The following is an 18,294-nucleotide window of genomic DNA, read 5'->3' on the forward strand; positions in this document are numbered from 1 at the left end:
TGAGGAGCTGAACCATGTGGTATTTTGCCTGGATTCTCGGCACGCTGTTGGCCTGTGCATTTGGTATCGTCACCGCGCTGGCTATTGAACATATCGAAGACAGCGACGTTAAAGAGCAATAATGGCCGGTATGATCAGCCGTCTTTATACGATCATGGACAGACGCCCGATCAGGGCGCTGTCTCTTATCATGGCGCTGCTACTGGCGGGCTGTATGTTCTGGGATCCCAGACGCTTTGCCGCCAGCAGCAGTTCGCTTGAGATCTGGCAGGGATTATTGATGATGTGGGCCGTGTGCGCCGGCGTTATCCACGGCGTGGGCTTCAGTCCGCGTCGCCTGCGCTGGCAGACATTTTTTTCGCCGGTGCCGGCATGGTGCGTACTGCTGCCAGGTCTGATCTTCTTCTTTAACTGACAGGCAGGGCAAAACGCCGTTTTGCCCGTTTGTTTCCCCGTTATTTCACTGCGCATTTATCTTTTTTCATCTCCAGTTGTGTCAAACAAAGTCTAAGAATCTTCTTTAATCACCTCAGCTTGTTTACATAAGATAATTATTTTCTTTACCCTCTGGCAATCCATTCCCAAGGCGTTTGCTCTTGCGTATAGTAGCAGCGTCATAACGCATTACCGGGATGTAGAGTGAGTACAACGCTGTTTCGATGGCCGGTGCGTGTCTACTATGAAGATACCGATGCCGGAGGCGTGGTTTACCATGCCAGCTATGTCGCTTTTTATGAACGGGCACGAACTGAGATGCTGCGCCAGCACCATTTCAATCAGCAGGCGCTGCTGGAACAGCAGGTCGCGTTTGTCGTGCGTCGGATTACGGTCGACTATCTTGCGGCTGCACGCCTTGATGATTTGCTTGAGGTGCAGAGCGAGGTGGTGAAGATGACCAGAACGACCATGACATTCGCGCAACGTATTGTAAGTGCAGAAGGGCGAACGCTGAACGAGGCAGAAGTCCTGATCGCCTGCATCAATCCACATCTGATGAAGCCAATTGCGCTTCCCAAGTCTATTGTCGCGGAGTTCAAGCAGTGACTGACATGAACATTCTTGATTTGTTCCTGAAGGCGAGCCTTCTGGTCAAACTTATCATGTTGATTTTAATTGGATTTTCCATCGCCTCCTGGGCAATTATCATTCAGCGTACGCGCATTCTGAACGCCGCAGGGCGCGAAGCGGACGCCTTTGAGGACAAGTTCTGGTCTGGGATCGAGCTGTCCCGCCTCTATCAGGAGAGCCAGGCGCGCCGCGATGAGCTGGGCGGTTCTGAGCAGATCTTCTACGCAGGCTTTAAAGAGTTTGCCCGACTGCATCGTGCAAATAATCACGCGCCCGAAGCGGTCGTTGAAGGCGCGACGCGAGCGATGCGCATCTCCATGAATCGCGAGCTGGAAACGCTGGAAAACAATATTCCTTTCCTCGGCACCGTTGGCTCAATCAGCCCTTATATCGGCCTTTTCGGCACCGTTTGGGGGATTATGCACGCCTTTATCGCCCTTGGCGCGGTGAAACAGGCGACGTTACAGATGGTCGCGCCCGGCATTGCCGAAGCGCTGATCGCCACGGCTATCGGCCTGTTTGCGGCCATTCCGGCGGTCATGGCTTATAACCGCCTGAACCAGCGCGTGAATAAACTTGAACAGAATTACGATAACTTTATGGAAGAGTTCACGGCTATTCTGCATCGTCAGGCGTTCTCCAGCGAGAGCAGCAGGTAAGAGCGGAGGTTTTTATGGCCAGAACGCGTGGTCGCGGCGGTCGCCGCGAGATGAAATCTGAAATTAATATCGTTCCGCTGCTGGACGTGCTGCTGGTGCTGCTGCTGATTTTTATGGCAACGGCACCGATTATCACCCAAAGCGTTGAGGTCGACCTGCCGGATGCAACGGATTCAAAAACCGTTTCCAGCGATGACAATCCGCCGGTAATCGTTGAGGTTGCCGGCGTCGGGCAGTACAGCCTGGTGGTCGATCACGACCGGATGACGCAGTTGCCGCCGGAGCAGGTTGTGGCAGAGGCGCAGCGTCGTATTCAGGCAAACCCGAAAACGGTATTCCTGATTGGCGGAGCAAAAGATGTTCCGTATGACGAAATCATCAAGGCGCTGAATCTCCTGCACCAGGCAGGCGTGAAATCAGTTGGCCTGATGACGCAGCCGATTTAATTCATTCGAACCGTTTTTGGGAACCGAGCGTGTCAAAGGCAACCGAACAGAACGATAAGTTGAAACGCGCCATTATTATTTCAGTAATTTTGCATATCTTTTTGATTGCATTACTGATCTGGAGCTCGTTCGACGAACACATCGAAGCCAGCGGCGGTGGCGGCGGTAGCGATATTGATGCCGTGATGGTCGATCCCGGCGCGGTGGTCGATCAGTACAATCGTCAGCAGAATCAGCAAAACGACAGCAAGCGCGCCGAGCAGCAGCGTCAGAAGCAGGCAAAGCAGCAGGCGGAAGAGCTACAGCAGAAACAGGCCGCAGAGCAGCAGCGCCTGAAAGAGATAGAAAAAGAGCGCCTGGAGGCGCAGCAGGCAGCGAAAGAGCAGGCGGCTGAGCAGAAGAAGGCGCAGCAGGCCGCCGAGCAGGCGCAAGAGCAGCAGAAACAGGCCGAAGCGGCTGCGGCAAAAGCGAAAGCCGATGCTAAAGCACAGGCGGATGCGCAGGCGAAAGCCGCAGCGGATGCGAAAAAGCAGGCGGACGCCGAGGCAAAAAAAGCGGCCGCTGATGCCAAAAAAGAGGCGGAAGCTGAGGCCAAAAAAGCCGCTGCGGAAGCGGCGAAAGTAAAAGCCGCCGCGGACGCAAAAGCCAAAGCCGAGTCTGATGCTAAAGCGAAAGCCGCTGCGGATGCCAAAGCGGCGCAGGAAGCCAAAGAGAAAGCGGCCGAAGAGGCGAAAGCCAAAGCGGAGGCGTCGGCGAAAGCGAAGGCTGATGCAGCGGCGAAAGCGAAGGCGGCGGCTGACGCGAAGAAAAAGGCTGCGGCAGAAGCCGCTAAAGAATCCAGCGACGTTGACGATTTACTGGGTGGGCTCTCTTCCGGTAAAAACGCGCCGAAGCAGGGCAAGTCCGGCGGCGCGGCAGGACAGGGCAATCAGAAAAAGTCGGGCGCATCAGGCGCGGCGATCGATAGTTACCTGGGGCAGGTGCAGGGCGCGATCCAGAGCAAGTTTTATGATGCCGATACGTTTAAAGGGAAAACCTGTAACGTACGCGTCAAGCTGGCGCCCGACGGATTATTGATTTCCGCCACGGCGGCAGGCGGCGATCCGGCGCTTTGTCAGGCAGCGATCAACGCGGCGCGCATGGCCAGAATTCCGAAACCGCCCAGTGATGATATTTATCAGGCTGTAAAAGATGCAACATTAGAATTCAAGCCATAGACTTCGTTAACGGTCGGCATGTTGAACTCTGTTCAACATGCCGTACTCTATAAACGCATAACTGGTTGGTTGAAACACTGCTAATTATCATGAACGTCACGTTCAGGTAAGGGAGAAAAGATGAAGCAGGCATTTCGTATCGCATTGAGCTGTTTATTGCTGTTTGTCGCTGCGGCGCACGCAGAAGTTCGTATTGAAATTACCCAGGGTGTCAACACGGCGCGCCCTATCGGCGTTTTGCCGTTCAAATGGGAAGGGCCGGGCGCTGCGCCTGAGGATATCGGCGGCATCGTCGCAGCCGACCTGCGCAACAGCGGAAAATTCAACCCGCTCGATCGCTCCCGCCTGCCGCAACAGCCCACTTCCGCTGCTGAAGTGCAGCCTGCCGCCTGGACCGCGCTCGGTATTGATGCCGTTGTCGTGGGTCAGGTGCAGGGCGGCGCAGACGGCAGCTACGTGGTTTCTTACCAACTGGTGGATACCTCCGGCAACCCTGGCGCCGTTATCGCGCAGAATCAGTTTAAAGTGACCAAACAGTGGCTTCGCTATGCGGCGCATACCGCCAGCGACGAAGCCTTTGAGAAACTGACAGGCATTAAAGGCGCGTTCCGTACGCGTATCGCCTACGTTGTGCAGACCAATGGCGGCCAGTTCCCTTACGAACTGCGCGTTTCTGACTACGACGGTTACAATCAGTTTGTCGTGCACCGTTCGCCACAGCCGCTGATGTCGCCTTCATGGTCGAAAGACGGCAGCAAGCTGGCCTATGTGACCTTTGAAAGCGGCAAATCCGCGCTGGTTATCCAGACGCTGGCGAATGGCGCGATCAAGCAGGTTGCTTCATTCCCTCGTCATAACGGCGCGCCGTCTTTCTCCCCGGACGGTTCAAAGCTGGCGTTTGCTCTCTCTAAAACTGGCAGTCTGAATTTGTACGTGATGGATGTGGCATCCGGTCAGATCAGTCAGATTACCGATGGCCGCTTCAACAGCACTGAACCGTCGTGGTTCCCGGACAGCCAGACGCTGGCCTATACGTCCGATCAGGCGGGTCGTCCACAAATTTATAAGATCAGCGCGAGCGGCGGTACGCCACAGCGTCTGACCTGGGAAGGTTCACAAAATCAGGATGGCAACGTCAGTTCTGATGGTAAATCACTGGTGATGATCAGCACCAATGGCGGTGCGCAGCACGTCGCCAGACAGGATCTGGAAACGGGAGCCGTTCAAACGTTAACGGACACGTTCCTGGATGAATCGCCAAGCCTGGCGCCAAACGGCACAATGGTAATCTACAGCTCTACACAGGGCATGGGTTCCGTACTGCAACTGGTGTCAACGGATGGTCGTTTCAAAGCGCGTCTTCCGGCAACTGATGGACAGGTAAAATCACCTGCCTGGTCGCCGTATCTGTGATGCATGTGTAAATATGTATGGCAAACAATAATAGGATTGTAGAAATGCAACTGAATAAAGTGCTGAAAGGCTTAATGCTGGCACTGCCAGTAATCGCAGTGGCTGCATGTAGCTCACACAAAAACAACAACAACGACCAGACCAACGGTATGGGCGCTGATGGTGGTGCTAACGGCGGTATGGGCATGAACAGCGGTAACATGTCTTCCGACGAGCAGGCGCGTCTGCAAATGCAGGAGCTCCAGAGAAACAATATCGTTTACTTTGGTCTGGACAAGTTTGACATCCAGTCTGAGTTTGCTCAGATGCTGGATGCGCATGCCACTTTCCTGCGTAACAACCCATCATACAAAGTGACCGTTGAAGGTCATGCGGATGAGCGCGGTACGCCAGAGTACAACATCGCCCTGGGCGAACGTCGTGCTAACGCCGTTAAAATGTACCTTCAGGGTAAAGGCGTTTCTGCTGACCAGATCTCTATCGTGTCTTACGGTAAAGAGAAGCCAGCGGTGCTGGGTCACGACGAGTCGGCCTATGCTAAAAACCGTCGCGCCGTACTGGTATACTAAGAGAATCACATGATTAGTAACTTCAGACTTCACCTGTTGGGTCTGTCGTTATTGGTTGGCGTAGCGGCCCCCTGGGCCGCTAGTGCCCAGGCGTCAATCAGTAACGCTGGCTCAGGCTCGGTCGAAGACCGCGTCACTTCACTTGAGCGTATTTCTAATGCTCAGGGACAACTTCTTCAACAGCTTCAGCAGCAAATTTCCGATAATCAACGTGATATCGACTCGCTCCGTGGGCAGATTCAGGAAAGCCAGTATCAGCTGAATCAGGTTACCGAGCGGCAGAAAGGCCTCTATCAGCAAATTGATACGTTAAGCAGCAGCAACAGCGCGCAGACTGGCGCTTCTGGCGCAGCAGATGCAGCAGCGGCGGGTGGAGCGGCGGCGGCAAGCGGCGGTGACGATACTGCCAGCGCGCCGACGCAGAGTGGCGATGCGAATACCGACTACAACGCAGCGGTTGCGTTGGTGTTGGAGAAAAAGCAGAACGAGCAGGCGATAACGGCGTTTCAAAACTTTGTGAAGAAGTACCCGGATTCAACCTATCAACCTAATGCGAATTACTGGTTGGGACAGTTGAATTATAACAAAGGAAAAAAAGACGACGCCGCGTATTATTTTGCGACGGTGGTAAAGAAATATCCTAAGTCACCGAAAAGCGCCGATGCGTTATACAAAGTTGGGGTGATCATGCAGGAAAAGGGTGATGGCGCGAAAGCCAAAGCTGTCTTCCAGCAGGTGATCAAGCAGTACCCTGATAGCGAAGCGGCAAAAAACGCACAAAAGCGCGCAGCATCACTTTAGTATTGTGTATCGCCAGATATCGAATGTTTTCTGTTCTGTACGCATGAAAGCCAGGCAGTTGAATGGTTTATCTGGAAATAGTGGTTGCGCTGAATCGTCAAATCAGTAATATATGCCGCCGTTGCCGGGACATATGTTGATAGCCTGACAGCGCAAAAGTGGGTCGTTAGCTCAGTTGGTAGAGCAGTTGACTTTTAATCAATTGGTCGCAGGTTCGAATCCTGCACGACCCACCACTTTAAAGCCAGTAACGGATGTTAAGCGTGCAGGGTTTCAACCTGCCGCAGGTCGAGTCTCACGCAGTGAGACAATGCTGCCGAAGGCAGCAGCGCGGAGGGCGAGGCGCAAGCCGGTTCATCCTGCACGACCCACCCCTTTAAAGTACGCCACATTTGTGGGTCGTTAGCTCAGTTGGTAGAGCAGTTGACTTTTAATCAATTGGTCGCAGGTTCGAATCCTGCACGACCCACCATTTTAAAGCCGGTTACAGAAGTTGAGCGTGCAGGGTTCGAGCCTGCCGCAGGTTAGGGTCGAACGCAGTGAGACAACGTTGCCGCAGGCAACGGCCCGTAGGGCAAGGCGAAGCCGGGTCATCCTGCACGACCCACCACTTTACAGTACACCGCATATTTGCGGGTCGTTAGCTCAGTTGGTAGAGCAGTTGACTTTTAATCAATTGGTCGCAGGTTCGAATCCTGCACGACCCACCAGTGTAGAAAGGCGCCCTAAAGGCGCCTTTTTGCTGTGCAAAATCGGGCAGGGTTCGAACCTGTAGCAGGTTCGGGTCGAACGCAGTGAGACAACGTTGCCGCAGGCGACGGCCCGAAGGGCGAGGCGAAGCCGGGTCATCCTGCACGACCCACCAGTGTAGAAAGGCGCCCTTTTGCTGTGCAAAATCGGGCAGGGTTCGAAACTGCTTTTATGAATATATTTCTTTGTCTGAACGAACGTTTCAGGTCTCTGATGGCGCGCCTTACGTGAAGCAAACAGTAAAACCTTCCGCGGTGTAATGACATGATTAGGATTCAGCATTTTCAGGGAAGACGCGAACCTTCATTTCGCCAGATTTTTCCAGATATGCATCACCGCATAGCTTCGCCACGGGCGCCAGGCTTGTGACAGCGCTTCCGCTTCTTTTGCTGTGACGCCGCCAAGGTTTTTTCTGATCACCACGTCTCCTTCAGGGAAAGCATCAGGCCAGCGCAGCGCGCGCATGGCGATATACTTCGCCGTCCATGCGCCAATCCCCGGCAATGCGATTAAGCGCTCAATAATCTCTTCCGGATGAACAGCCGTGTCCAGCGATAAAGAACCCTCCACGCACGCCTCTGCGCAGGCAATCAGGGTTTTCGCCCGCGCGCTGATGATGCCAAGACTGGCTATGGCATCCGTACTCGCGGCAGCAACCTGTTCCGGCTGCGGTGCAAGATGAGACAGGGTCGGGAACGGCGTGACGATGGGTTCGCCAAAGGCTTCGGCAAAACGACCGCCGAGCGTCGTCGCTGCTTTAACCGTGATCTGCTGGCCCAAAATGGCGCGGGTCACCATCTCGAAACCATCAAATGCCCCCGGCACGCGTAAACCGGGACTCTTTTCCACACTCGCGCTGAGCAACGGATCCTGACTGAGATGGGCGATGATGCGATCGGGATGCGCGGTAAGATCGAAGAGATTCCGCAAGCGCCTGAGCAGCGCGGGCAGCACCGGGGTCAGCGAATGGGTGAATTCAACGCGCAAACCGTTTTTCTCCGGCGCGTGCGTTACGCGCACCCAGCCGGTATGTGCGCCTGAACGCACGGTACGGGCATAGCTGCTTTCATCCACACTCTCCACGCCCTTCATGGCACGCAGCCGTAGAAAAGCCAGCAGAGAGAGCCAGTCGAACGGTGGTCGATAGCTCATCAGCAGCGTTGACGTCCCGCCGCTGAGCAGCGCATCGGGTGACTGACGAATGTGCTTACGCAGTCGACCGGGCGGCATACGGTAATGTTTACTGAAGGCATCATTAAACCGTCGCAGACTGGCGAAACCGCTGGCCAGCGCGATTTCAGTTACCGGCAAATCGGTTTCTGTCAGCAACTGCTTTGCCAGCAGCAGGCGGCGCGTCTGTCGCAGCGCCAGTGGTGACACGCCCAGTTCTTTATGGACGATACGCCGCAGCTGACGGGGACTCAGCGCAAACAGGGCGGCGATTTCATCCAGGCCTTCCGCGTCGTCGCTCAGCCCCTCCTCAAAACGCTGCACCAGCCGATCGGCAATGCGCTGGCTGCGCTCCATCGGCGCATTGCCGGGTGCCAGTTCCGGACGACAACGAAGGCAGGGGCGAAAGGCGGCCTTCTCGGCGGCCTCTGCGGAGCTGAAAAAAAGGCAGTTCTCCGGACGCGGTGGCTTAACCGGACAAACCGGTCGACAGTAGATCCCTGTTGAGGTCACGCCGACATAAAACACGCCATCGAATCGCGCATCGCGTGAGATCAGCGCACGCCAGGCTATCGTCTCATCAATCATTTTCGGCCTCAGATGCAGTCGTCTTTCCCGGAGAATAACGCTATTCCGTCACCTGTGCTGGCGGTTTTCGGACACCAAATAATTATTTATATCAATGTCCGAAAACGGCTGGCACCGCCTCTTTGATTACGGATAATACGCTTTATCGGTTCGACAGAGCGTGATAAAGGGAGAAACCTCATGCACTATTTCTTTAAAACAATGCCTTCGCCCGTCGGGCTCCTCACGCTGATTGCCAGCGATCGCGGGCTGGCCGCCGTGCTGTGGGAGAATGAAAACCCGCAGCGCGTGCGCCAGATGTCACCGCAGGAGGATCCACAGCATACGGTACTGCTTGAGACGGAGCGCCAGTTAAATGAATACTTTGCCGGGCAGCGCACGCGCTTTACCATGGCGCTGGATTTTGTTGGCACCGACTTTCAAAAAAAGGTCTGGCAGGCACTGGTACGCATACCCTTTGGCGAAACCCGCAGCTATGCGCAAATTGCGCGTGAAATCGGCCATCCGACGGCGGTGCGCGCGGTGGGCGCCGCCAACGGTAAGAACCCGATTTCTATTATTGCGCCCTGTCATCGCGTAATCGGCTCAAACGGTAAACTCACCGGTTTTGCCGGAGGACTGGAAAACAAAGCGCTGCTGCTGAAAATTGAAGCGGACACGGACGGAAAAAAAGCATTTATTCTTCGCTAACTGCCAATAAAAAATAGCGACATCGCGCGATGTTTTCGCTATCTTGTTTAGCATATAAAACAAACCTGCGGCCGGAAACGTCGATTGCAGGTTTTCACCGCCAAATGAGTTAAGTCGAGAAAACGTGAGCCGAGCGATGAGCCTGATGTCCCTTAATGCCGATGCCGCTGTTTATCCCTTTCCGCCAAAACCCGCGCGGCTTTCGGCTGATGAAAAAAACGATTACCGGGAAAAAATTAAGCGTTTATTAAAAGCGCGTAATGCGGTGATGGTCGCGCACTACTATACCGATCCTGAAATACAGTCGCTGGCGGAAGAAACCGGCGGCTGCGTGGCGGATTCGCTTGAAATGGCGCGCTTCGGAAGCCAGCATCCGGCCTCGACCCTGCTGGTCGCTGGCGTGCGATTTATGGGCGAAACCGCCAAAATCCTCAGTCCGGAAAAAACCATTCTGATGCCGACGCTGCACGCTGAATGCTCGCTCGATCTTGGCTGCCCGATTGATGAATTTTCCCGTTTCTGCGATGCGCATCCCGACAGAACCGTGGTGGTGTACGCCAACACCTCGGCGGCGGTAAAAGCACGCGCAGACTGGGTGGTGACTTCAAGTATTGCAGTCGAACTGATTGAACATCTGGACAGCCAGGGCGAAAAAATCATCTGGGCGCCGGATCGCCACCTGGGACAGTATGTTGCCCGCCAGACCGGCGCCGATATTCTCTGCTGGCAAAGCGCCTGCATCGTTCACGATGAATTTAAAACGCAGGCGCTGCGGCGAATGAAAACGCTGTTTCCCGACGCGGCCGTGCTGGTTCATCCTGAATCGCCGCAGGCGATCGTCGAACTGGCCGATGCGGTGGGTTCCACCAGCCAGCTGATTCAGGCTGCAAGAACGCTGCCTCATAAGAAGCTTATCGTGGCGACCGATCGCGGCATTTTTTATAAAATGCAGCAGGCCTGCCCGGAAAAAGAGCTGTTGGAAGCGCCCACCGCCGGCGAGGGCGCCACCTGCCGCAGCTGTGCGCATTGTCCGTGGATGGCAATGAACGGCCTCAAAGCGATAGCGGAAGGTCTGGAGCAGGGCGGAAAACAGCACGAGATTATTGTTGATGCGGCACTGCGTGAAGGCGCGTTGATACCGTTGGATCGTATGCTAACCTTTGCTGCACGTTTAAAAGGATAAAAGGGCGGTTATGGATTTTTTCAGCACGCAAAACATACTGGTTCACATTCCGCTGGGCGCAGGCGGTTACGATCTCTCATGGATTGAAGCCGTCGGCACGCTGGCGGGGCTGTTGTGTATCTGGCTCGCCAGCCTGGAGAAGATTGTTAACTATGCGTTCGGCCTGGTCAACGTCACTCTGTTCGCGATTATTTTCTTTCAGATACAGCTTTATGCCAGCCTGCTGCTCCAGGTGTTTTTCTTTGTGGCGAATATTTACGGCTGGTATGCCTGGAGCAGGCAAACCGCAGACAATCAGGTCGCGCTGAAAATTCGCTGGATGAGTCTGCCAAAAGCGCTGGGGTGGCTGGCTGTTTCTGCGGTGTCGATTGCTCTGATGACGCACTACATCAATTCGGTTTTTGCCTGGCTGACCCGGACGGCGGTGGCGCTGATGCATGCGCTGGGGCTGCGCGCAACGATGCCTGAACTCCAGCCGGACGCTTTCCCCTTCTGGGATTCGTGCCTGATGGTGTTGTCGATAGTGGCGATGATTTTGATGACGCGTAAATTCGTCGAAAACTGGCTGCTTTGGGTGGTGATCAACGTTATCAGCGTGATGATCTTTGCCCGACAGGGCGTCTACGCCATGTCGCTGGAGTACGTCATTCTGACGGTGATTGCGCTGAACGGCTCAAGGATGTGGATCAAAAGCGCGCACGAGCACGGCTCACGCGCGCTGGAAAGAACTTAGTGATGATGATGGGAATGTGTCAGCGTTCCCGTCGTCAGCCCACACAGGTTCGCCTCACACTGCTGATACTCCATCTGCACGGTAGCGTGTTCAATCTGATAGTTTTCGTGCAGATAATCGTGGATACGGTGCAGCAGCGCATCATGATCGTAAGGCGGAATGACCTGTACATGCAACGTCATCACAGGTTTTTCACCGACCAGCCACAGATGAATGTGATGCACGTTACGTACTTCAGGAATATTGCGCGTCAGCATTTTTTTCAGTTTCTCAACGTCCATACTGCCCGGCGCGCCTTCCAGCAGCTCATGAACACTCTCCTTCATTAGTGCCCATGCGCTACGCACCACCAGTAGCGAAACCAGAATCGATAAAATCGGATCGACGGGCGTCCAGCCGGTAAACATAATAATCAGCGCGGCGGCGATCGCACCCACCGAACCGAGCAGATCGCCGAGAACGTGCAGCGCTGCCGCGCGAACGTTGAGGTTTTTCTCTTCGCTGCCGCGATGCAGCAGCCAGAAAGAGAGCAGATTCGCCAGCAGCCCGGCGACCGCGATACCTAACATAAATCCGCCCTCCACCGGATGCGGATGAATGAAACGCTGAATGGCTTCCCATACGATCAACACCGTAATCACCAGCAGCGCTATCGCGTTGACGAACGCGGCCAGCGTGGTCAGCCGTAGCAGGCCGAAAGTGTGCCGCGCATTGGGCTTGCATCGGGCCAGCTGTACCGCCAGAAGCGCCATCAGCAGTGCGGCGGCGTCGGTCAGCATGTGTCCCGCATCGGCCAGCAGCGCCAGCGAGCCGGAGAGCAGTCCCCCAGCCACTTCGGCAACCATAAACACGGCGGTCACTAAAAAGGCCGCCAGCAGGCGATTGCGATTACTGTTCGTCTCTGAATGGGTATGAGCGTGCGCCATAGAAGTCCGGTTGGAGGTAAAAAGGCCTGGTTATCTTAACAAGAAAATGATGACAGCGGCTATGTTGTGAGGCGGGGAAATGCATGCAGAGAAAAGCAGGCGTGCAAAGCAAAAAGGAGAGCCAGGCTCTCCTTTTTTAACGTGCCGACAATTAATTCGTGGTGCCGTCGGTTTTGGTGTCTGCATCCGCGCCAACTTTTTTGTTAACGTTTGGACACTTGCCGTCTTTACACTGTGTATTCTGATCGATTTCGTTAGCAGTCATTTTTTTATGATGCTTCATTGTTTTATGGGTGCTCTTGGTGGTGGTGCTGACATCGCCGCTGTTGTTGATTTTGCTGTTATCAACGTTATTCGGCGGCAGATTCTGCTTCGCACCGCCTGATACGGCACCTGCATCGGCCGCCTGATTAGAGGTGCCGTTGCTGTTACCGCTGTCCGCAGCCATGGCCGCACCGCTACCTAAAGTTATCGCTGCTGTAAGAAATACGATTGCAAACTTATTCATCATTATGCTCCGTTAATATTTGAATATGGGCTAACCAACTGGCCAGGGTAGGTATGAAACACCGTAATTAAAAACTAACGCATGGCGTTCACAATGCTGAAAGTTCGTGATCTTTATGCGTTTTTTCTAATCGTTTACCTGATTAAGTGTAGTAAAGAATGCAAAAACAGCAAATGCGATTGTTACTGTTTATCGGAAGCTGATTTACAGCACAGAAGGTACACGATAAATTGGAAGGGATACGCTGGTGTGCAGTTTGGCTTTGAAACGACTGGAATAATTATGATGTATAAAAATGATGACTTAAGAATCAAAGAGATAAAGGAACTTCTCCCGCCTGTTGCCCTGCTTGAAAAATATCCTGCCACGGAAACGGCAGCAAAAACCGTTTCCGATGCCCGCCAGGCTATTCATCATATTCTCAATAAACGTGATGACCGTTTGTTGGTGGTTATCGGGCCTTGTTCTATTCATGACATCAAGGCGGCAAGCGAGTACGCCGCACGTCTGATGGCGCTGCGTGAAGCGCTAAGCGACTCGCTGGAAATCGTGATGCGCGTCTATTTTGAAAAGCCGCGCACCACCGTCGGCTGGAAAGGCCTGATTAACGATCCGATGATGGACGGCAGCTTCCAGATCAACGACGGACTGCGTATTGCCCGTAAGCTACTGCTGGAGATCAATGATACCGGCATGCCGACCGCTGGTGAATTTCTGGACATGATCACGCCGCAGTATCTTGCCGACCTGATGAGCTGGGGCGCCATCGGCGCGCGGACTACCGAGTCGCAGGTGCACCGTGAGCTCTCTTCCGGCCTGTCCTGCCCGGTTGGATTTAAAAACGGCACCGACGGCACGATTAAAGTGGCGATTGATGCCATTAATGCCGCCAGCGCGCCGCACTGCTTCCTGTCGGTGACCAAATATGGCCATTCCGCCATCGTTGAAACCAGCGGTAACGGCGATTGCCACATTATCCTGCGCGGCGGCAAAGAGCCAAACTACAGCGCAGAGCATGTCAGCGCGGTAAAAGAGGGGCTGGAGAAGGCGGGCCTTGAAGCGCAAATCATGATCGACTTCAGCCATGCTAACAGCAGCAAGCAGTTTAAGAAGCAAATGGTGGTGGCAGAAGACGTCGCACAGCAGATTGCGCGTGGCGATAAATCGATCATCGGCGTGATGATCGAAAGCCATCTGGTGGAAGGTAACCAGAGCCTTGAAAGCGGCGAACCGCTGGTTTACGGTAAAAGCGTCACCGACGCCTGTATTGGCTGGGAGGATACCGAGAAGGTGCTTCGCCAACTGGCGCAGGCGGTGCAGGCGCGTCGCGGCTGACAATCGCGCGCCGGAAAGTAAAAATCCGCCTTTCGGCGGATTTTTTTTACTTCGCTTTACCCTGGTTGGCGACGGCAGCGGCTTTCGCTGCGATTTCGTCGGCATCGCCCAGGTAGTAATGTTTTACCGGCTTGAAGTTTTCGTCGAACTCATACACCAGCGGCACGCCGGTTGGGATATTCAGCTCAAGAATCTCTTCTTCGCTCATGTTGTCGAGATATTTAACCAGCGCGCGCAATGAGTTACCGTGCGCAGCGATGATCACTTTCTCGCCTTTTTTCATGCGCGGAAGAATGGATTCATTCCAGTAGGGCAGCACGCGATCGATGGTCAGCGCCAGGCTTTCGGTGGTTGGCAACTGCTCAGCGGTCAGCGCGGCGTAGCGCGGATCGTGACCAGGAAAACGTTCGTCGGCGCGATCCAGTTCCGGCGGCGTAACGGCGAAGCCGCGGCGCCACTGTTTTACCTGATCGTCGCCATATTTCTGTGCGGTTTCCGCTTTATCCAGACCCTGAAGGGCGCCGTAATGACGCTCGTTCAGACGCCATGATTTCTCAACCGGCAGCCATGCCTGATCAACTTCATCAAGGATGTTCCACAGGGTATGGATAGCACGTTTCAGCACGGAGGTATAAGCGAAGTCGAAGGTAAAGCCTTCTTTTTTCAGCAGTTGACCTGCTGCTTTCGCTTCGGTACGGCCCTTGTCGGACAGATCCACATCATACCATCCGGTAAAGCGGTTTTCGTTATTCCACTGGCTTTCGCCGTGACGTACCAGAACCAGCTTCGTTACAGCCATAGCTTAACTCCTTAATAATCTTGACGTGTCTGTGATAGTGGGAAACTGCCGTCGCAGTTCAGGGCACTACCATAGCCGAATTCTTCGCGTCGTGTAAGTCTGAAACATACGCGACGCGCGTTTTTCATGCGCTTAATCAAACTGCCGTCAGGCAATAGCGCGTCACCGACTGAAACGATTCACCCGGACCCAGCCAGCAGGTCGGCTGCGGCCATTCGGGATGGTTAGGCGAGTCGGGCAGAAACTCACTCTCAAGCGCGATGCCCTGAAAAGCAGTATAGACGCCCTGTTCACGGGCGGGCGTTCCTGCCAGGTAGTTGCCGCTATAAAACTGAAGGGCAGGCGCCTCGGTAAAGACGGTCAGCTTCAGCTTGCCATCGGCAGAGCAGAGCTCAGCGGCAGGCTGCTCGCGGCTGCTGAGTAGAAAGGCGTGATCGTAACCCTTCACCGCGCGCTGATCGTCGTCCTGAAGGAAATTCTGCGCCACGCGTTTCGGCTGGCGGAAATCAAAGCTGGTGTTTGCCACGGATTTTAACGCGGCACCGGGAATGCCGTCGCTGTCAACGGGCAGATAGCGGTCGGCATTGAGCCGAAGCGTGTGCTGGCGCGCATCGCCATGCTCTGCGTCAAGATTGAAATAGGCATGATTGGTCAGATTCACCGGGCAGGCTTCATCGACCGTCGCGTGATAAGCGATGGACAGCGTGTTGTCCTCTGCCAGGCTGTAAGTCACCGTCGCCAGCAGGCGGCCGGGAAAGCCCTGATCGCCGGCCGGAGAATCAAGCTGGTAGACCACTTCCTGCGCCGACTGGCTCAGAATCTGCCAGCGACGCGCGTTAAACCCTTCCGGGCCGCCATGCAGTTGATGCTCGCCCTGATTGGCCGCAAGCTGGACCGTCGCGCCGTTGACGCTGATGCGCGCCTGAGCGATGCGGTTAGCGTAACGTCCCACCGTCGCCCCGAGATAGGCGGTCTGATGAAGGTAGTCGGACGGCGTGGCGCAGCCGAGCAGCGCTTCACGCACCGTCCCGTCTTTCATCGGCACCCGCGCCGAGAGCCAGGTCGCGCCCCAATCCATAAAGGTGACGACCATGCCTGCGGCATTGCGCAATGTGGTTATACGCCACGGCTGGCCGTCTGGCGCCAGCGCCTCAGTTCCGGTTAGCATTGGCCCGCTCCTTCAGAGGCTTTACAGACGTAAAACGTCTCTTTAATGCCTGATTTGGCTTCATACCGATCCGCAACCGCCGAACGCACCTCTTCCACCAGCGCCTGCGGCACCAGCGCCACCACGCAGCCGCCAAAACCGCCACCGGTCATGCGCACGCCGCCGCGATCGCCAATGGTATTTTTCACAATCTCCACCAGCGTATCGATAGGGGGAACGGTGATTTCAAAATCTTCGCGCATCGATGCATGAGAGTCAGCCATTAACTCGCCCATACGCGCCAGATCGCCTTTCGCCAGCGCATCAGCCGCCTCCAGCGTGCGGGCGTTTTCGGTCAGGACGTGGCGAACGCGCTTCGCGACCACCGGATCCAGTTCATGCTCAACGGCCTTGAACTGGCTCAGTTCGACGTCACGCAGCGAAGGCCGGGTGAAGAAGCGCGCGCCGGTTTCGCACTGCTGGCGGCGCGTGTTGTATTCGCTGCCCACCAGGTTGCGGCGGAAGTTGGAGTTGATAATCACCACCGCGACATCTTTCGGCATTGGCACCGGACGCGTTCCCAGGGTGCGGCAGTCAAGCAGCATCGCGTGATCTTTTTTACCCAGTGAGGAGATCAGCTGATCCATGATGCCGCAGTTACAGCCGACAAACTGGTTTTCCGCTTCCTGCCCGTTAACCGCGATCTCGGCGCCGTCCAGCGGCAGATGGTAAAGCTGCTGAAACACGGTGCCGACCGCCACTTCCAGCGAAGCGGAGGAGCTGAGGCCCGCGCCCTGCGGCACGTCGCCGGCGATCACCATATCCACGCCGTCAAAGTCTTTATTACGCTGTTGCAGATGTTTTACCACGCCGCGCACGTAGTTCGACCACATCTGATCCTGATGAGTCAGAATCGGCTCATCCAGCGAGAAACTGTCCTGCTGATTGTCATAGTCGGCGGCAATCACCCGCACCGTACGATCGTCACGTTTCGCACAGGCGATCACCGTCTGATAGTCGATGGCGCAGGGCAGCACAAAACCGTCGTTGTAGTCAGTGTGTTCACCGATCAGGTTGACGCGGCCCGGCGCCTGAATGGTGTGGGCGGCGTCGTAGCTGAAGATGTCTTTGAAAATCTGATGGGTAGAGGTCTTTAAAGTCATTGTTATGCTCCCGTCTCGCGGAAATGAATATCACTGACGGCACGCAAGCGTTCGGCCGCCTGCTCCGCCGTTAAATCGCGCTGGGTTTCCGCCAGCATCTCGTAACCGACCATAAATTTGCGCACCGTGGCGGAGCGTAGCAGCGGCGGATAAAAATGCGCATGAAGCTGCCAGTGATCGTTGCTCTCACCGTTAAACGGCGCGCCGTGCCAGCCCATCGAGTAGGGGAAAGAGCACTGGAACAGGTTGTCGTAGCGGCTGGTGAGCTTTTTCAGCGCCAGCGCCAGATCCTGTCGCTGTGCGTCGGTCACATCGACGATGCGCTTAATGTGCGCTTTCGGCAGCAGCAGCGTTTCGAACGGCCATGCCGCCCACCATGGCACCACGGCCAGCCAGTGTTCGGTTTCCACCACCGTACGGCTGCCATCGCTCAGCTCGCGCCCGGTATAGTCCACCAGCATCGGTGAGCCGTGCTGCGTGAAATACGCACGCTGCAAATCGTCTTCGCGTTTGGCTTCGTTCGGCAGAAAGCTGTTTGCCCAAATCTGACCGTGCGGATGCGGGTTGGAACAGCCCATCGCCGCGCCTTTGTTTTCAAATACCTGCACCCAGGGATAGTGTTGCCCCAAATCGGCGGTCTGCTCCTGCCAGGTTCTGACCACCTGTTCGATACCGCTAACGGGAAGTTCAGGCAGCGTTTTGCTGTGATCGGGCGAGAAGCAGATAACGCGACTGGTGCCGCGCGCGCTTTCACAGCGCATCAGCAGATCGTCGCTCTCTGGCGCATCCGGCGTATCCGTCATCAGCGCAGCATAATCGTTGGTGAACACCCAGGTGCCGGTGTAGTCCGGGTTTTTGTCGCCGGTTGCGCGGACGTTGCCGGGGCATAAAAAGCAGTCCGGATCGTGCGCAGGCAGCGTCGCCTGTGAAGGCGTTTCCTGGGCGCCCTGCCACGGACGCTTCGCGCGATGAGGAGAAACCAAAATCCACTGGTCGGCCAGCGGGTTGTAACGGCGATGCGGGTGATCGACCGGATTGAATGTCTGCATGTTGAGTCCTGGTAACTTTTTTTATACGGCGTTGCTACTAAAAAGTAGCACAGCGCGAAAAATGAAATCGTGATCGAGTC

Annotated in this window: 20 protein-coding genes, 3 tRNA genes and 3 other RNA genes; 19 read left to right on the plus strand and 7 right to left on the minus strand. The window is 55.3% G+C overall.

All coding sequences use genetic code 11. The annotated features are described in order from the left end of the window. Positions 1-14: 14 nt before the first annotated feature. The 15 genes from cydX to GS12_RS23170 all read left to right on the plus strand — a co-directional run bounded on the left by cydX (position 15) and on the right by GS12_RS23170 (position 7,038). The gene (gene cydX, locus GS12_RS23155; RefSeq protein WP_072016831.1) at positions 15-122 is read left to right on the plus strand and encodes a cytochrome bd-I oxidase subunit CydX; all 108 of its coding nucleotides are present in this window, start codon (positions 15-17) and stop codon (positions 120-122) included. Continuing rightward, a complete protein-coding gene (ybgE, locus tag GS12_RS02430) occupies positions 122-415 on the plus strand; it encodes a cyd operon protein YbgE (RefSeq protein WP_200884501.1) in 294 nt (97 codons plus the stop codon). Before cydX ends, ybgE begins: the two co-directional genes overlap by 1 nt. 224 nt (positions 416-639) lie before the next feature. Further along, on the plus strand, positions 640-1,044 hold the full coding sequence (gene ybgC, locus GS12_RS02435; protein ID WP_034913443.1) for a tol-pal system-associated acyl-CoA thioesterase: 405 nt from the start codon (positions 640-642) through the stop codon (positions 1,042-1,044). After that, the gene (gene tolQ, locus GS12_RS02440) at positions 1,041-1,727 is read left to right on the plus strand and encodes a Tol-Pal system protein TolQ (protein ID WP_034913446.1); all 687 of its coding nucleotides are present in this window, start codon (positions 1,041-1,043) and stop codon (positions 1,725-1,727) included. The genes ybgC and tolQ overlap by 4 nt, the downstream gene beginning before the upstream one ends. Before the next feature lie 14 nt (positions 1,728-1,741). Next, a complete protein-coding gene (gene tolR / locus GS12_RS02445) occupies positions 1,742-2,173 on the plus strand; it encodes a colicin uptake protein TolR (RefSeq protein ID WP_034913449.1) in 432 nt (143 codons plus the stop codon). Positions 2,174-2,202: 29 nt separating this feature from the next. Next, on the plus strand, positions 2,203-3,390 hold the full coding sequence (gene tolA, locus GS12_RS02450) for a cell envelope integrity protein TolA (RefSeq protein ID WP_034913452.1): 1,188 nt from the start codon (positions 2,203-2,205) through the stop codon (positions 3,388-3,390). Positions 3,391-3,510: 120 nt separating this feature from the next. Then, positions 3,511-4,803: a Tol-Pal system beta propeller repeat protein TolB gene (gene tolB / locus GS12_RS02455; RefSeq protein ID WP_034913454.1), complete on the plus strand. Its 1,293-nt coding sequence runs from the start codon at positions 3,511-3,513 to the stop codon at positions 4,801-4,803. 44 nt (positions 4,804-4,847) lie between these two features. Beyond that, on the plus strand, positions 4,848-5,372 hold the full coding sequence (gene pal / locus GS12_RS02460) for a peptidoglycan-associated lipoprotein Pal (RefSeq protein ID WP_034913457.1): 525 nt from the start codon (positions 4,848-4,850) through the stop codon (positions 5,370-5,372). Positions 5,373-5,381: 9 nt separating this feature from the next. Next, entirely contained in the window at positions 5,382-6,173 is a 792-nt protein-coding gene (cpoB, locus tag GS12_RS02465; protein WP_034913460.1) for a cell division protein CpoB, read from the plus strand. A 160-nt stretch (positions 6,174-6,333) separates the two neighbouring features. Continuing rightward, positions 6,334-6,409, plus strand: a tRNA-Lys gene (locus GS12_RS02470). Between the two features lie 13 nt (positions 6,410-6,422). Continuing rightward, positions 6,423-6,547: non-coding RNA, RtT sRNA (locus tag GS12_RS23160), on the plus strand. 22 nt (positions 6,548-6,569) lie between these two features. Next, positions 6,570-6,645 (plus strand) — tRNA-Lys (locus GS12_RS02475). A gap of 13 nt (positions 6,646-6,658) precedes the next feature. After that, positions 6,659-6,783: non-coding RNA, RtT sRNA (locus tag GS12_RS23165), on the plus strand. A 24-nt stretch (positions 6,784-6,807) separates the two neighbouring features. Further along, positions 6,808-6,883 (plus strand) — tRNA-Lys (locus GS12_RS02480). 30 nt (positions 6,884-6,913) lie between these two features. Further along, a non-coding RNA gene (locus tag GS12_RS23170) (RtT sRNA) lies at positions 6,914-7,038 on the plus strand. 188 nt (positions 7,039-7,226) lie between these two features. Here GS12_RS23170 and GS12_RS02485 read toward each other — a convergent pair. Next, entirely contained in the window at positions 7,227-8,681 is a 1,455-nt protein-coding gene (locus tag GS12_RS02485; protein WP_034943574.1) for a DNA-3-methyladenine glycosylase 2, read from the minus strand. Positions 8,682-8,861: 180 nt separating this feature from the next. Here GS12_RS02485 and GS12_RS02490 point away from each other — a divergent pair, with 180 nt between their 5' ends. From GS12_RS02490 to pnuC, 3 genes are all read left to right on the plus strand, one after another. Continuing rightward, the gene (locus GS12_RS02490; protein ID WP_034913464.1) at positions 8,862-9,371 is read left to right on the plus strand and encodes a methylated-DNA--[protein]-cysteine S-methyltransferase; all 510 of its coding nucleotides are present in this window, start codon (positions 8,862-8,864) and stop codon (positions 9,369-9,371) included. Positions 9,372-9,516: 145 nt separating this feature from the next. Next, complete coding sequence (gene nadA / locus GS12_RS02495; protein WP_407637844.1) at positions 9,517-10,554, plus strand: quinolinate synthase NadA; 1,038 nt, start codon at positions 9,517-9,519, stop codon at positions 10,552-10,554. Positions 10,555-10,564: 10 nt separating this feature from the next. Then, entirely contained in the window at positions 10,565-11,287 is a 723-nt protein-coding gene (pnuC, locus tag GS12_RS02500) for a nicotinamide riboside transporter PnuC (protein WP_034943578.1), read from the plus strand. Here the strand turns inward: pnuC and zitB are convergent. Further along, positions 11,284-12,213, minus strand: coding sequence for a CDF family zinc transporter ZitB (gene zitB, locus GS12_RS02505; protein ID WP_034943580.1), 930 nt, complete (start codon positions 12,211-12,213; stop codon positions 11,284-11,286). The genes pnuC and zitB overlap by 4 nt on opposite strands. 151 nt (positions 12,214-12,364) lie before the next feature. Then, on the minus strand, positions 12,365-12,724 hold the full coding sequence (locus GS12_RS02510; protein WP_034943582.1) for a YbgS-like family protein: 360 nt from the start codon (positions 12,722-12,724) through the stop codon (positions 12,365-12,367). Between the two features lie 279 nt (positions 12,725-13,003). On the opposite strand from GS12_RS02510, the gene aroG reads away from it, so the two are divergent. Further along, positions 13,004-14,056, plus strand: coding sequence for a 3-deoxy-7-phosphoheptulonate synthase AroG (gene aroG, locus GS12_RS02515; protein WP_034943584.1), 1,053 nt, complete (start codon positions 13,004-13,006; stop codon positions 14,054-14,056). Positions 14,057-14,102: 46 nt separating this feature from the next. Here aroG and gpmA read toward each other — a convergent pair whose 3' ends face one another. From gpmA to galT, 4 genes are all read right to left on the minus strand, one after another. Further along, positions 14,103-14,855, minus strand: coding sequence for a 2,3-diphosphoglycerate-dependent phosphoglycerate mutase (gpmA, locus tag GS12_RS02520; protein WP_034913478.1), 753 nt, complete (start codon positions 14,853-14,855; stop codon positions 14,103-14,105). Positions 14,856-14,991: 136 nt separating this feature from the next. Beyond that, a complete protein-coding gene (gene galM, locus GS12_RS02525) occupies positions 14,992-16,023 on the minus strand; it encodes a galactose-1-epimerase (protein ID WP_034943586.1) in 1,032 nt (343 codons plus the stop codon). Beyond that, entirely contained in the window at positions 16,017-17,165 is a 1,149-nt protein-coding gene (gene galK / locus GS12_RS02530) for a galactokinase (protein ID WP_034943588.1), read from the minus strand. The genes galM and galK overlap by 7 nt, the downstream gene beginning before the upstream one ends. Positions 17,166-17,167: 2 nt before the next feature. Next, positions 17,168-18,214 (minus strand): galactose-1-phosphate uridylyltransferase, encoded by a 1,047-nt coding sequence (galT, locus tag GS12_RS02535; protein WP_034943590.1) that lies wholly within the window; start codon positions 18,212-18,214, stop codon positions 17,168-17,170. Between the last annotated feature and the right edge of the window lie 80 nt (positions 18,215-18,294).

The organism is Erwinia oleae, from assembly GCF_000770305.1.
GTDB lineage: Bacteria > Pseudomonadota > Gammaproteobacteria > Enterobacterales > Enterobacteriaceae > Erwinia > Erwinia oleae.